At 69.4% G+C, this 14,042-nt stretch carries 14 protein-coding genes; 8 read left to right on the top strand and 6 right to left on the bottom strand.

The genetic code is table 11. The features are described from left to right. Positions 1-337: 337 nt before the first annotated feature. From rqpS to GEM_RS01885, 4 genes are all read left to right on the top strand, one after another. Complete coding sequence (gene rqpS / locus GEM_RS01900) at positions 338-1,153, top strand: quorum system sensor histidine kinase RqpS (RefSeq protein WP_014895764.1); 816 nt, start codon at positions 338-340, stop codon at positions 1,151-1,153. A gap of 7 nt (positions 1,154-1,160) precedes the next feature. Further along, on the top strand, positions 1,161-1,817 hold the full coding sequence (gene rqpR, locus GEM_RS01895; protein ID WP_014895763.1) for a response regulator transcription factor RqpR: 657 nt from the start codon (positions 1,161-1,163) through the stop codon (positions 1,815-1,817). A gap of 205 nt (positions 1,818-2,022) precedes the next feature. Then, positions 2,023-3,423: an amino acid permease gene (locus GEM_RS01890; RefSeq protein WP_014895762.1), complete on the top strand. Its 1,401-nt coding sequence runs from the start codon at positions 2,023-2,025 to the stop codon at positions 3,421-3,423. A gap of 241 nt (positions 3,424-3,664) precedes the next feature. Continuing rightward, positions 3,665-4,690, top strand: coding sequence for an XdhC family protein (locus GEM_RS01885; protein WP_014895761.1), 1,026 nt, complete (start codon positions 3,665-3,667; stop codon positions 4,688-4,690). An 82-nt stretch (positions 4,691-4,772) separates the two neighbouring features. Here the strand turns inward: GEM_RS01885 and GEM_RS01880 are convergent, their stop codons facing one another. The 6 genes from GEM_RS01880 to fliE form a co-directional block, all read right to left on the bottom strand. Next, positions 4,773-5,507, bottom strand: coding sequence for a PepSY-associated TM helix domain-containing protein (locus GEM_RS01880; protein ID WP_014895760.1), 735 nt, complete (start codon positions 5,505-5,507; stop codon positions 4,773-4,775). Positions 5,508-5,775: 268 nt separating this feature from the next. Further along, on the bottom strand, positions 5,776-6,102 hold the full coding sequence (locus GEM_RS01875; RefSeq protein ID WP_014895759.1) for an EscU/YscU/HrcU family type III secretion system export apparatus switch protein: 327 nt from the start codon (positions 6,100-6,102) through the stop codon (positions 5,776-5,778). Beyond that, entirely contained in the window at positions 6,099-7,475 is a 1,377-nt protein-coding gene (locus tag GEM_RS01870; protein WP_014895758.1) for a flagellar hook-length control protein FliK, read from the bottom strand. The genes GEM_RS01875 and GEM_RS01870 overlap by 4 nt, the downstream gene beginning before the upstream one ends. A gap of 76 nt (positions 7,476-7,551) precedes the next feature. After that, a complete protein-coding gene (locus GEM_RS01865) occupies positions 7,552-7,884 on the bottom strand; it encodes a flagellar protein FliT (protein WP_014895757.1) in 333 nt (110 codons plus the stop codon). Beyond that, a complete protein-coding gene (fliS, locus tag GEM_RS01860) occupies positions 7,881-8,315 on the bottom strand; it encodes a flagellar export chaperone FliS (RefSeq protein ID WP_014895756.1) in 435 nt (144 codons plus the stop codon). Before fliS ends, GEM_RS01865 begins: the two co-directional genes overlap by 4 nt. Before the next feature lie 182 nt (positions 8,316-8,497). Next, entirely contained in the window at positions 8,498-8,842 is a 345-nt protein-coding gene (gene fliE, locus GEM_RS01855; protein ID WP_014895755.1) for a flagellar hook-basal body complex protein FliE, read from the bottom strand. Positions 8,843-9,091: 249 nt separating this feature from the next. On the opposite strand from fliE, the gene fliF reads away from it, so the two are divergent. From fliF to fliI, 4 genes are read left to right on the top strand one after another with little or no spacing between them, the layout of a single operon-like run. Next, positions 9,092-10,846 carry a flagellar basal-body MS-ring/collar protein FliF gene (gene fliF, locus GEM_RS01850; RefSeq protein ID WP_014895754.1) on the top strand — a complete coding sequence of 585 codons (1,755 nt, stop codon included), beginning with the start codon at positions 9,092-9,094 and terminating at the stop codon, positions 10,844-10,846. Further along, positions 10,836-11,831 carry a flagellar motor switch protein FliG gene (gene fliG, locus GEM_RS01845; RefSeq protein ID WP_014895753.1) on the top strand — a complete coding sequence of 332 codons (996 nt, stop codon included), beginning with the start codon at positions 10,836-10,838 and terminating at the stop codon, positions 11,829-11,831. The genes fliF and fliG overlap by 11 nt, the downstream gene beginning before the upstream one ends. Then, the gene (fliH, locus tag GEM_RS01840; protein ID WP_014895752.1) at positions 11,824-12,507 is read left to right on the top strand and encodes a flagellar assembly protein FliH; all 684 of its coding nucleotides are present in this window, start codon (positions 11,824-11,826) and stop codon (positions 12,505-12,507) included. Before fliG ends, fliH begins: the two co-directional genes overlap by 8 nt. Continuing rightward, positions 12,501-14,042, top strand: coding sequence for a flagellar protein export ATPase FliI (gene fliI / locus GEM_RS01835; RefSeq protein ID WP_014895751.1), 1,542 nt, complete (start codon positions 12,501-12,503; stop codon positions 14,040-14,042). The genes fliH and fliI overlap by 7 nt, the downstream gene beginning before the upstream one ends.

The raw sequence follows: 14,042 nt of genomic DNA, 5'->3' as shown, positions 1-14,042 counted from the left end.
TACAAACTGGGACCATCCCATCTCAAATAGTTACATTTGGATACGGGCTGTTCGCATACTTTCATGTCAGTGTTTTTCCTACAACAGCTTCATTCCGATTATTCACATTTACCCTTAAATGTCCGCCCGACATGACCTTTTCAGAATTTTTGAGATATGATTCGGCCCGCGTGGTTGCCGTTCGGACGGTCATTGAAGGGTCGGATGCAAACGTTACAAAATGTAACTTTTGTTACCTCTGGATGCGGCGATTCTCTGGCGGCGGCCGTCATCGAAACGGCAGCCAATTCACCCAGCCAGCCGGTGTCTGAACCGCTTTCTGACAGCAGGGAGAGTCATGGATACGTCGCTCAACGCGCCAGCGGGCGCTCACGCCCCGTTCCCGTCGCGGCAGCTGGTGCACAGCTGCGCCGCTACGCCGGCCATGGCCGAAGCCCTGCCCACACGCGAAGCGTCCGCAGCCCGGATCGCGGCGCTGTCGGAGCAACTGCTGGCCGCCGACGAAGCGGCCCGCCGCCATCTGGCCGGCGAGTTGCATGACGGGCTCGGCGCCGAACTCACCGCCGCACGTTTCGCGCTCGCAAACGTTCAAACGTGGCTGCCGGCCGATGCGCCGGACGGCTGCCTGCGCGCGCTCGAGCTCGCCCAGCAGGCGCTCGAGGCCGCGACCGACGCAAATCGCCGGCTGATCGACGAACGCGACACGCCGGCGCTCGACGGAGGGCTGGTCGGCGCGTTGTCGGCATGGACCGACAGCCACGCGGCGCGCACCGGCCTGCGCACGAGCTTCGTGTGCGCGGCCGACGCACGACTCACGCAACTCGGTGGCGCCAGCGCGCTCGCGATCTTCCGCGTCGCGCAGGAAGCGCTGGCGAACGTCGCGAAGCACGCGCGCGCCGCGTCCGTCGACGTGCAGATCGACACGGACGGCACGCATCTGTCGCTGATCGTCACCGACGATGGGACCGGTTTCGCGCGCAGCCGGCGCAGCGGCTACGGCCTCGCCGGCATGCGCGCCCGCTGCGAAGCGTTCGGCGGCAGCTTCGACACCAGCGCGCCGGAATCGCGCCGCGGCACGCGCGTCACCGCGCGCTTCGCGTGGGACTCGCTGTTCGCCGTACGCGCCGCGACGCGCCGTGCGTCGTGTTCGTGAGGTCCTGATGAGCCTGAACATCCTGCTCGTGGACGATCACGCAATCGTCCGGCAAGGGATCCGCCACCTGCTGATCGACCGCGGCATCGCGCGCGAAGTGACCGAAGCCGAGACCGGCGGCGATGCGGTGGCCGCCGTCGACCGCCAGAGCTTCGACGTGATCCTGCTCGACATCTCGCTGCCGGATGCGAACGGCATCGAGGTGCTCAAGCGCATCAAGCGCAAGCTGCCGGGCACGCCGGTGCTGATGTTCTCGATGTACCGCGAGGACCAGTACGCGGTGCGCGCGCTGAAGGCCGGCGCGGCCGGCTACCTGTCGAAGACGGTGAATGCCGCGCAGATGATCGGCGCGATCCAGCAAGTCGCGGCCGGCCGCAAGTACGTGAGCCCGGCGATGGCCGAGGCGCTCGCCGAATACGTGTCGTTCGAGAACGAGCCATTGCCGCACGAGAAGCTGTCCGACCGCGAATACCAGACGCTCTGCATGCTGGCGTCGGGCAAGCGCCTCACCGACATCGCGAACACGCTGTCGCTGTCGGTGAAGACGGTCAGCGTGTACCGCTCGCGGCTGCTCGAGAAGATGCGGCTGTCGAACAACGCGGAACTCACGTTCTACGTGATGAGCAACCGGCTCGTCGACATGGCGCCCGCGTCGGGCGCCTGAAGCACCGGGGTCGCCCGATTCACCGGCCCGGTGCGCGGCGCGGCACCCGCCGGGCGTCGCGCATGGCACGCAAGCGCTTGTTTTATCGGACGATTCCGCAGTGCAGCGCTGCGCCGCAGCGAGGTTTCCACGCCAAATCGGCTAAAATTACGGGTTTTCACTCGGTCAGCGTCCCCGCGCTCGCGCGCGCTGGCGATTCATCGCAATGTCACTCTTCCGCAAGAAAAACGTCGATCGCATGATCGCCGGCGCGCATGGCGCCGGGCTCAAGAAAGCGCTCGGCGCGATCGACCTCACCTTCCTCGGCATCGGCGCGATCATCGGCACCGGTATCTTCGTGCTGACCGGCACGGGCGCCGTGCAGGCCGGCCCGGCGCTGATGCTGTCATTCGTGATCGCCGCGATCGCGTGCGGCCTCGCCGCGCTGTCGTACGCCGAATTTGCGTCGACGATTCCCGTCGCGGGCTCGATCTACACGTATTCGTACGCGACACTCGGCGAGCTCGTCGCGTGGATCATCGGCTGGGACCTGATGCTCGAATACGGCCTCGCCTCATCGGCCGTGTCGGTCGGCTGGTCGGGCTACCTGCAGTCGCTGCTGCAGGGCTTCGGGCTCACGCTGCCGACCGTGCTGACGGCCGCGCCTGGCGCGATTCCGGGCGTCGCCACGTGGTTCAACCTGCCTGCGTTCCTCGTGATGCTGGTGATCACAACGCTGCTGTCGATCGGCATCCGCGAGTCGACCCGCATCAACAACATCATGGTGTTCATCAAGGTGACGGTGGTGCTGCTCGTGATCGCCGTCGGCCTGTTCCACGTGACGCCCGCGAACTGGAAGCCGTTCATGCCGCACGGCTGGAACGGCGTGTTCGGCGCGGCGGCCGTGATGTTCTTCGCGTTCATCGGCTTCGACGCGGTGTCGTCGGCGGCCGAGGAAGTGAAGAATCCGAAGCGCGACCTGCCGATCGGCATCATCGCGTCGCTCGCGGTGTGCGCAGTGCTGTACGTGACGGTGGCGGCGATCGCGACCGGTATCGTGCCGTCGGCCCAGTACGCGAACGTGTCACACCCGATCTCGTATGCGCTGCAGATCGCCGGCGAGAAGTGGGTCGCGGGCTTCATCGACCTCGGCGCGGTGCTCGGCATGCTGACCGTGATCCTCGTGATGAGCTACGGCCAGACGCGGATCATCTTCGCGATGTCGCGCGACGGGCTGCTGCCGGCGACGCTGTCGCGCGTGCATCCGCGCTACGCGACGCCGTTCCTGACGACCTGGCTCGTCGGCCTGTTCTTCGGGCTAATCGCCGCGCTCGTGCCGCTCAACGTGCTCGCCGAGCTGATCAACATCGGCACGCTCGCCGCGTTCTCGATGGTGTCGATCGCGGTGCTGGTGCTGCGCCGCACGCACCCGGACCTGCCGCGCGCGTTCCGTTGCCCCGGCGTGCCGGTGGTGCCGATCCTCGCGGTCGGCTCGTGCCTGTTCCTGATGCTGAACCTGCAGCCCGTCACGTGGGCCGCGTTCGGCATCTGGCTCGTGATCGGCCTCGTGGTCTACTTCCTGTATTCGCGGCACCACTCGAAGCTCGCCCGCGGCCACGCGGACTGAAACACGACGGCGACGCGCCATGCGTCGCCCCGCTGAAACGGCGCACTCGCCTCGCGGGTGCGCCGTTTGCTTTTTTGCGGGCGCGGCAGGCAGTCCGAACAAGCCCTCCGCGCCGGCCCTTCACACCAGCCGTCCGCACCGGCCCTCCCGATTCCCGCCACCGCTCGGCCACGCGCCGGCACGCGGCAAGCAAGGCGGCGGCAGGCGGTTCATAATGCGCCCAATCAATGAGGTAACGACGATGGAAAGTGTGGATCTCGACGTGTTGAAGTCGAGCGCGCGCTGGCTCGACGAAGGGCGTCGCGTGCTGCTCGTGACGGTCGTGAAGACGTGGGGCTCGTCGCCGCGCCCCGAGGGCGCGATGCTCGCGGTGCGCGAGGACGGGCTCGTGGTCGGCTCCGTGTCCGGCGGGTGTATCGAGGATGACCTGATCGCTCGCGTGCATGCGAGCGGCATCGCGGCCGACGCGCGCCCGGAAGCCGTCAAGTACGGCGTGACGGCCGAGGAAGCGCACCGCTTCGGCCTGCCTTGCGGCGGCACGATCCAGCTCGTGCTGGAACCGCTCACGCGCGACAGCGGGATCGCCGCACTGTGCGCGGAAGTGGAAGCCGGCCGGCTCGTCACGCGCACGATGACGCTCGCGACCGGCCGCGCATCGCTGTCGCCCGCGCAGGCAACCGACGGGCTCGCGTTCGACGGCGAACGGCTCGTCACGATCCACGGGCCGCGCTACCGGATGCTCGTGATCGGCGCGGGACAGTTGTCGCGCTATCTGTGCCAGATCGCGGTCGGGCTCGACTACCAGGTGACGGTCTGCGATCCGCGCGAGGAATACACGGATGCGTGGGACGTGCCGGGCACGCGCGTCGTGCACACGATGCCCGACGACACCGTGCTCGACATGAAGCTCGACGCGCGTTCTGCCGTGATCGCGCTCACGCACGACCCGAAGCTCGACGATCTCGCGCTGATGGAGGCGCTGAAGACGCCCGCGTTCTACGTGGGCGCGCTCGGCTCCCGGCGCAACAACGCGGCACGGCGCGAGCGGCTGCTCGAATTCGACCTGAACGACGCGGAACTCGCGCGGCTGCACGGGCCTGCCGGCATTTACATCGGCAGCCGGACGCCGCCGGAAATCGCGATCTCGATCCTCGCCGAGGTCACGGCCGCGAAGAACAACGTGTCGCTGCCGACGATCCTGCAGGTCGAAGGCGCGAAGGCCGCCCGCGAGATCGCGGCCAACAACGGCGCGACCTGCGGCTTCTGAGGTCGACCGGCGCCGGCGCATGGCCGCACGGCCGGATCCGCATCACGCGCCAGCCGCAGGCCGGCGCGATCCGACGCTTGCGTCAGGCGAGGCCCGCGGCGAACGCCGCGGCGACCGAGCCGGCCACCAGCACGACGCCGACCGTGCGGCGCTTGTTCAGCTCCGTCCACAGCAGCACGCCGGTCAGCGACAACAGGATCAGCGAGCCCGCGATCGTGTCCATCAGCAGCACCCAGCCGAGACTCATGCCGACACCGCGATGCAGGTTGTTCAGTGTCGTCAGGAACGTGTTGCCGGTGCGCTTCACCGACACGTAGCCGTTGCCAACCCAGTATTCGGCCTGCAGGTTCTGGTGCGGCCCGAACAGGCCCATCTGCCAGTGCTCGGGCTGCATCACGCGCTTGTCACCCCAGGCCACCGGCTGCGCGGGCTCCTTGCGCACGCGGCCCGGCCGGCCGTCGAAGTGCAGCTCGTGCTGCAGCCACTTCGTCATCGCGGCCGGCGACTTCGGCACCGGGTCCGGCAACGCAATCTGCATCTGTTCGACCTGCGGCTCGCCCGTCGGGATCTTCAGCGGCGGCGCGCGATGGTTGAGCAGCACGCCCGTCACGCCGAACAGCAGCCCGAGCACCGCGCCCCATAGCCCGACCCAGCCGTGCACCTTGCGCAGCCATTTGATGAAGGTCGCGCGCCGCGAACGCTGGCGGCGCGCCGCCAGTTCAGCGTCGGTCAGGGGACGTGCGGCCGGATGCAGCACGGTGACGCCCGCAGGGGGCATGCCCGCCTGCGGCGGGGCGATCGTTTCGGGCGCGTTCACGCGAGAGTTTCCATTCGTTCAAAGCAACGGGCGGCGCACGAAGAAACGTGCGCCGCCCGGGCAGCATGAAAATGAGAATGGATATCATTACACAAACAGCGGGGCGGCTCAATCCTTCCGCGTGTCGCGGGCGCGCACGAAAATCCGACGATGAACGACAAAGTGCGCAGATTGCGTACTGATCGAACCAAGTAAACAAAAGATGGCGGCGAAATAACTACGAAAGGCCGAGACAGGATTTCGCAAGAAACCGTGGCGTGCCGCGCGCTCAGCGACGCAGCGGCGGCAGCGGAAAGCGCGGCGCGGCGTCGCCCGGCACGGGTTCGGCCTCGGTGCGCTCGAGCGCGTACAGCCACGCGAGCAGGTCAGCGACGGCCTGGTAGAGCTGCGGCGGAATCCGGTCGTCGAGGTCGACCTGCATCAGCAGCGACACCATCTCCGGCGCGGTGTGCACATAGAGCCCCGCATCGCGTGCGCGAGCGACGATCATCTCGGCGAGCAGGCCGTACCCCTTCGCGACGACGCGCGGCGCGGCGTCGCCGCCTTTCGGATCGTAGACGAGCGCGGCCGCGCGCTTGCGGGACATCATGCTCATCGCGGCGCCTCGTCGTCGGCGCCCTGCGTGCCGCCGGCCGCGCTACGCGCGTACGCGGCGGCCGCCGCTTGTGCAACCAGCGGGTCGAAGGCGTCCTGTGCGTCGTCGACCGCGCGGATCGACAGTCCGCCGAGCCGCAGCCCCGATCCCTCGAACCGCTGCCGCAGCGCGGCCTCGTTCCGTGCGAGAAGGTCGGCGCCGGCCGAATTCGCGCGCAGCCGCGCGACGAGCTGGGCGCCGTTCAACACCAGTTCCGCATCGACCGTGCCGAGCGACGGCAGCGTCAGCGTCAGCCGCGTGCGCCACGCGATGCCGTCACCCGGGTCGTCGCCGCCGCGCGACGCATGGCCGCCGGGGTCGTCGGGCTCGATCGTCCAGTCGAGCCGCGCGCCGGGCCATGCCTCGCCCGCCCAGCGGAACTGGTCGGTCGCGAGCGCATCGAGCTGTTGCCGGACGATCGGCACGGCGGCCGGATGGACGGAAGGCGAGGTCTGCGCGTGCGGATCGGACGACGCGGCGGCCAGTTCGGCGCGCGCGGCAGTCGAGCGCGTGTCGGGGGGGGCGCCGAGTGGATCGGCCACGCCCGCCGCGCCCGACGTTGCGCCTTGCCGGACGGCCATCGCAGCATTCTGCGCGAACGCATGCGCAAGCGCGCCGCCCGGCGCGGGCGTACCCGGCGGCGCGGCGGTTCGCGCCGCCGCCGGCAACGGCAACCGCTGCGCGAGCAGTTCGTCGAGCACGTCGGGCGCATCGTGCTGCGCGGCATCCGGGGCGGCCGGCACCGGCATGGTCACGAGGCGCGCCTGCGGTTCGCGCATCAGCGCGGCGAGCGGGCGCTGGCCGGCCAGCCACTGCGCGAGATGGGACTCGTAGAACAGGCCGCTTTCGCTCACAGCCTGCGCGAGCGCCGCGCGCAGCGCAGCGACGGGCGGCAAGCTCGCCGCATCGCGCGCGGCAGCCGCGGACGACGTAGCGGACGCCCCGGCGGACGAGCCGGCGGACGAAGATGCGGAGGAAGGTGTGGAAGACGCCGGTTCAGCCGCCTGCGGCCCGTCCGGCAGCGCGGCCGGTGCGCTCAGCAGCACGGCAGGATCGGCCAGCAGCGGCGCACGCCCGGCGATCACCGGCGTCGCGACGCCGCCCGAGCGCGAGATCGCGTCGAGCACGAGCGCGACATCGGACAGCGCGGTCTGCGCGGAGGCCGGCGGCGCGGCCGGCGGGCTGCCCACCGAAGTCGGGGACGAAGCGCCGGCGCCCGGCGTGCCGACCTGTACGGTCGAGCCGCCGCCCGCGGGCGCCGTCATGGTGCCGGTCAGCAGGCTGTCGAGGCGGCTCGCCAGCAGGGCGGCCGCAACGGAGTCGATACCGGTCATGATCGGAGCCTGCTCACCTCAGCCACTTCGTTGCGAATCCGGGCACACGGCCACCACCGCCCCCGGCAAACGGGCACTACCCGCGCGCGCGGTAGAGATCGGCCAATACCTTGGTCGAGCGCCGCGCCTCGAACAGCGCGGACAGCCGCGCGACTTCCGGGCTCGCGAGATCGCGGATCGCGGCGTCGTCGGCGAGAATGCGGCGGATCAGGGCAAGCTTGCGGCCGAGGTCCGATTCGTCGAGCGCCACGCCCGGATCGGCCTCCTTCAACCCGTCGACGAGCCGCAGGAATTCGGCCTGCAACTCCGGCAGCGCGGCCCAGTCGGCACTGCGCGCGGCGCACAGCATCCGGCCCGACACGGCTGCGAGCGCCTCGTAGCGAGCGAAGTATTCGGCCTTGAGATTCATCGCGCCGCGTCCGCCGCCTGTTGCGCGGCGATCCGCGCGACTTCCGGCGCGATGCCCGTCCACGCTTCCTCGAGCGTCGCCAGCAACCCGTCGACCTCGACCAGCATCGCGTCGCTCGCCTGCGCGTTGGCCTGGAGCAGGCGCCGGCCGATATACGCATACAGCGCATCGAGGCGCCCGGCGATCTCGCCGCCCACGTCGCGGTTCAGCGAAGCCTGCAGGCCGCTCTCGACGATGTCGATCGCCTTGCCGATCGCTTCACCGCGCGCCGGCGCGTTGCCCTGCTGCAATTGCATGCGCGCGAGCGCGATCGCCTGCCGCGCGCCCTGGTACAGCATCGCGATCAGCCGGTGCGGGGAGGCGCCCATCACCCCCGTCTCGACGCCGACACGCGCGTACGCACTGGCTCCAGCGTGTCCTGGGGAAAACATGCGCTTCTCCTTGTGATGCGTTGGCTATGCGGTAGCCGCCGCCCTGCATTGCACGACGCCACCTTGTTCCGGAGTTATCGGAAGGGAATTGAAAAGCTTTAGACACACGGGCCGCCGGCCCGGCCGGCAAGCCGCCCTCGGGATGCCCGTCGCCAGATGCCTGTCGCCGGGTGCCCGTCGCGTCACACCGACATCTGCATGATGTCGTTGTAAGCGCTCACCAGCTTGTTGCGGACCTGGAGCCCGAACTGGAAGCCGATATTGGCCTTCTGCATGTCGACCATCACGTCGTTCAGCGACACGTTCGCCGCGCCAACCTCGAATGCCTGCGCCTCGCCGAGCGCGTGCTGCTGGTCGCCGCTGATCTTGTCGAGTGACGCCTTCATCGCGCTCGCGAACGTGCCGGCCGTCGCGGCGCCCGAGCCGGCGAGCGCCGCCGCCGGGCTCGCGACCCCGCCGGACGCCTGCGCAGCCATCGCCTGCATCTGTTGCAACACCGAACCGATTCCGCTGACGTTGGCAGCCATGCTGTCCCCAGACATAAGAGTAGAGACCCGGACGTACCGGGCGTTTCCGCCGGCGCCGCACGACGCGCACCATGCCGGATCGCGAAAAAGGATAGCAGCGTGCCGCGCGCCAAAGCCGCGAAAGTACGGGGGAAACCCCGCTCTTTTCGGTCGATCGGAGTGCCGCCCGGATCCCGATAATCGCATCGTGTCATTGTCCGTCCGCTCGTCCGAGCGGCTCAGTCGTCCCGCTCCGGAGAAACTCCACGCATGGATTCGCAGGCCAACTCGCTGATCAACCCCGACGCCCGCACGGGCCTCGCCAGCCCGGTGCCAGGCGCCACCGCGGCCGCCGCGTTGCCGGGCGCGGGCGCAGACTTCGGGTTCGGCGGCTTCGCGGAACGGATTCCCGGCATCTCGCGCATGAAGGGCAACCCGAAGCTGCCGTTCGTGATCGCCGTCGCGTTCGCGATCGCCGCGATCACCGCGCTCGTGCTGTGGAGCCGCGCGCCCGACTACCGCGTGCTGTACAGCAACCTGTCGGACCGCGACGGCGGCGCGATCATCACCGCGCTCCAGCAGGCAAACGTTCCCTACAAGTTCGCCGATGCCGGCGGCGCGATCCTCGTGCCGTCGAGCCAGGTGCATGAGACGCGCCTGAAGCTCGCCGCGATGGGCCTGCCCAAGGGCGGCTCGGTCGGCTTCGAGCTGATGGACAACCAGAAATTCGGCATCAGCCAGTTCGCCGAGCAGGTGAATTACCAGCGCGCGCTCGAAGGCGAGCTGCAACGCACGATCGAATCGATCAACGCGGTGCGCGGCGCGCGCGTGCATCTCGCGATCCCGAAGCCGTCGGTGTTCGTGCGCGACAAGGAAGCGCCGAGCGCGTCGGTGTTCGTCGACCTCTACCCGGGCCGCGTGCTCGACGAGGGCCAGGTGCAGGCGATCACGCGGATGGTGTCGTCCGGTGTGCCCGACATGCCCGCGAAGAACGTGACGATCGTCGACCAGGACGGCAACCTGCTGACGCAGTCCGCCTCGGCGTCCGGCCTCGACGCGAGCCAGCTCAAGTACGTGCAACAGGTCGAGCGCAACACGCAGAAGCGCATCGACGCGATCCTCGCGCCGATCTTCGGCACCGGCAACGCGCGCTCGCAGGTCAGCGCGGACGTCGATTTCTCGAAGCTCGAGCAGACCTCGGAAAGCTACGGCCCGAACGGCACGCCCCAGCAGACCGCGATCCGCAGCCAGCAGACCAGCAGCGCGACCGAGCTCGCGCAGGGCGGCGCCTCGGGCGTGCCGGGCGCGCTGTCGAACACGCCGCCGCAGCCGGCCTCCGCGCCGATCGTCGCGGGCAACGGCCAGACCGGGCCGCAGTCGACGCCCGTCAGCGACCGCAAGGACCAGACGACCAACTACGAGCTCGACAAGACGATCCGCCATGTCGAACAGCCGATGGGCAGCGTGAAGCGGCTGTCGGTCGCCGTCGTCGTCAACTACCAGCCGGTCGCCGACGCGAAGGGCCACGTGACGATGCAGCCGCTGCCGCCCGCGAAGCTCGCGCAGATCGAGCAGCTCGTGAAGGACGCGATGGGCTACGACGAGAAGCGCGGCGACTCGGTGAACGTCGTGAACAGCGCGTTCTCGACCGTGAACGACCCGTACGCCGACCTGCCGTGGTGGCGCCAGCCGGACATGATCGAGATGGCGAAGGAAGCCGCGAAGTGGCTCGGCGTCGCGGCGGCCGCGGCGGCGCTCTACTTCATGTTCGTGCGCCCGGCGATGCGCCGCGCGTTCCCGCCGCCCCAGCCCGCCGCACCGGCGCTCGCGGCGCCGAGCGATCCGGTCGCGCTCGACGGCCTGCCCTCGCCGGACAAGGCCGGCGAGCCCGATCCGCTGCTGCTCGGCTTCGAGAACGAGAAGCACCGCTACGAACGCAACCTCGACTACGCGCGCACGATCGCCCGCCAGGATCCGAAGATCGTCGCCACCGTCGTGAAGAACTGGGTGTCCGATGAACGCTGAAGGCCTGACCAAGAGCGCGCTGCTGCTGATGTCGATCGGCGAGGAAGAGGCCGCTGAAGTATTCAAGTTCCTCGCGCCGCGCGAGGTGCAGAAGATCGGCGCCGCGATGGCCGCGCTGAAGAACGTCACGCGCGAGCAGGTCGACGACGTGCTGCAGGACTTCGTCAAGGAAGCCGAGGAGCACACCGCGCTGTCGCTGGATTCGAGCGAGTACATCCGCTCGGTGCTGACGAAGGCGCTCGGCGAGGACAAGGCCGGCGTGCTGATCGACCGCATCCTGCAGGGCAGCGACACGAGCGGCATCGAGGGCCTGAAGTGGATGGACTCGGGCGCGGTCGCCGAGCTGATCAAGAACGAGCATCCGCAGATCATCGCGACGATCCTCGTGCACCTCGACCGCGACCAGGCCTCCGAGATCGCGTCGTGCTTCAGCGACCGGCTGCGCAACGACGTGATGCTGCGGATCGCGACGCTCGACGGCATCCAGCCGGCCGCGCTGCGCGAGCTCGACGACGTGCTGACCGGCCTGCTGTCCGGCAGCGACAACCTGAAGCGCAGCCCGATGGGCGGCATCCGCACCGCGGCAGAGATCCTGAACTTCATGACGAGCAATCATGAAGAGGGCGTGCTCGAAAGCGTGCGCCAGTACGATGCCGATCTCGCGCAGAAGATCGTCGACCAGATGTTCGTGTTCGAGAACCTGCTCGACCTCGAGGATCGCGCGATCCAGATGGTGCTGAAGGAAGTCGAGTCGGAAACGCTGATCATCGCGCTGAAGGGCGCGCCGCCCGCGCTGCGCCAGAAGTTCCTCGCGAACATGTCGCAACGCGCGGCCGAACTGCTCGCCGAGGATCTCGACGCGCGCGGCCCGGTACGCGTGTCCGAAGTCGAGACGCAGCAGCGCCGCATCCTGCAGATCGTCCGCAATCTCGCCGAGAGCGGCCAGGTCGTGATCGGCGGCAAGGCGGAAGACGCCTATGTCTGATTCCCCGCGCGACCGCGCCGGCACCCTCACCGCGTACCAGCGGTGGGAGATGGCGTCGTTCGATCCGCCGCCGCCCCCGCCGCCGCCCGACCACGCGGCAGCGACCGCCGCTGCGCTCGCAAAGGACCTGCAGCGCGTGCGCGACTCAGCACATGCCGAGGGCCATGCGGCCGGTCACGTCGAAGGCCAGGCGCGCGGCTACCAGGCCGGCTTCGACCAGGGCCGCGAACAGGGCTTCAAGGCCGGCCAGGCCGAAGCGCGCGAACAGGCCGCGCAGCTCGCGGCGCTCGCCGCATCGTTCCGCGAAGCCGTGTCGAGCGCCGAGCACGATCTCGCGGCCGACCTCGCGCAGCTCGCGCTCGACATCGCGCAGCAGGTCGTGCGCCAGCACGTGAAACACGATCCCGCCGCGCTCGTCGCGGCCGTGCGCGACGTGCTCGGTGCCGAGCCGGCGTTGTCCGGCACGCCGCATCTCGCGGTCAATCCGGCCGACCTGCCCGTCGTCGAAGCCTATCTGCAGGACGATCTCGATACGCTCGGCTGGAACGTACGCACCGACGCGACGATCGAGCGCGGCGGCTGCCGCGCGCACGCAGCGACGGGCGAGGTCGACGCGACGCTGCCCACCCGCTGGCAGCGCGTCGCCGCCGCGATCGGCAAGGTGAGCGCATGGTGACGCCCACGCCCGAATCGATCCTGCACGACGGGATGACGCCGCTCGAGCGCGAACTCGCGCTCGCGTCGTTCGGCCCCGACAGCGGGCCTGACAGCGCACACGGCGCCACCCCGCACGCGGCGAGCGCTTGCGGCGATGCGCCGCGCGCGCCGCACAACCCGCATCTCGCACACTGGCGCACGCACCTGAACGGGCTGGCAGCGCGCAGCCACCGCGCGCTGCCGCTGCGGCCGTGCGGGCGCCTCACGCGCGCGGCGGGCCTCGTGCTCGAGGCGATCGGGCTGCGCCTGTCGGTCGGCGCCGAATGCACGATCGAATTGCCGCCCGGCAGCACGCTGCCGCACGCGGAAGCGGAAGTCGTCGGCTTCTCCGGCGATCGCCTGTTCCTGATGCCGACCACCGACGTCGCAGGCGTCTTGCCCGGCGCGCGCGTGTGGCCGCTGGAAAGCGCGCCCGTTGCCGATCCGCTCGCCGGCGCGAAGCGGCTGCCGGTCGGCTGGGAAATGCTCGGACGCGTCGTCGATGCGTCGGGCCGCCCGCTCGACGGCCTGGGCCCGCTCGCGTCGAAGGTCGACGCGCCGCTGTCGGCGCCGTCGATCAACCCGCTCGATCGCGAACCGATCCACCACGTGCTCGACGTCGGCGTGCGCGCGATCAACGCGCTGCTCACCGTCGGCCGCGGGCAGCGGATGGGCCTGTTCGCCGGCTCCGGCGTCGGCAAGTCGGTGCTGCTCGGCACGATGGCGCGCTACACCAGCGCGGAAGTGATCGTGATCGGGCTGATCGGCGAACGCGGCCGCGAAGTGAAGGAATTCATCGAGCAGATCCTCGGCGAGGACGGACTCGCGCGCTCGGTCGTCGTCGCGGCGCCGGCCGACGTGTCGCCGCTGCTGCGGATGCAGGGCGCGGCCTACGCGACCTCGCTCGCCGAGTATTTCCGCGACCAGGGCAAGCACGTGCTGCTGCTGATGGATTCGCTGACGCGCTACGCGATGGCGCAGCGCGAGATCGCGCTCGCGATCGGCGAGCCGCCCGCGACCAAGGGCTATCCGCCATCGGTGTTCGCCAAGCTGCCCGCGCTCGTCGAGCGCACCGGCAACGGGCCCGAGGGCGGCGGTTCGATCACCGCGTTCTACACGGTGCTGACCGAAGGCGACGACCAGCAGGACCCGATCGCCGATTCGGCGCGCGCGATCCTCGACGGCCACATCGTGCTGTCACGCGCGCTCGCCGAGGCCGGTCACTATCCGGCGATCGACATCGAGGCATCGATCAGCCGCGCGATGACCGCGCTGATCGACGAAACGCATCTCGACCGCGTGCGGCACTTCAAGCAGATGCTGTCGCGCTACCAGCGCAATCGCGACCTGATCGCGGTCGGCGCCTATGCGCCCGGCCGCGACGCCCAGCTCGACCGCGCGATCGCGCTCTATCCGCGCATCGAGGCGTTCCTGCAACAGGGCTTTCGCGAATGCGCGCCGTTCGCGTCGAGTCTGGACGCGCTCGATGCCCTGTTCGACGTACACGGAGGCTGA

The organism is Burkholderia cepacia GG4, from assembly GCF_000292915.1.
Classification (GTDB): Bacteria; Pseudomonadota; Gammaproteobacteria; order Burkholderiales; family Burkholderiaceae; genus Burkholderia; species Burkholderia cepacia_D.
The sequence above is the reverse complement of the archived record's forward strand: the minus strand, read 5'-3'. Positions and strand labels throughout refer to the sequence as shown.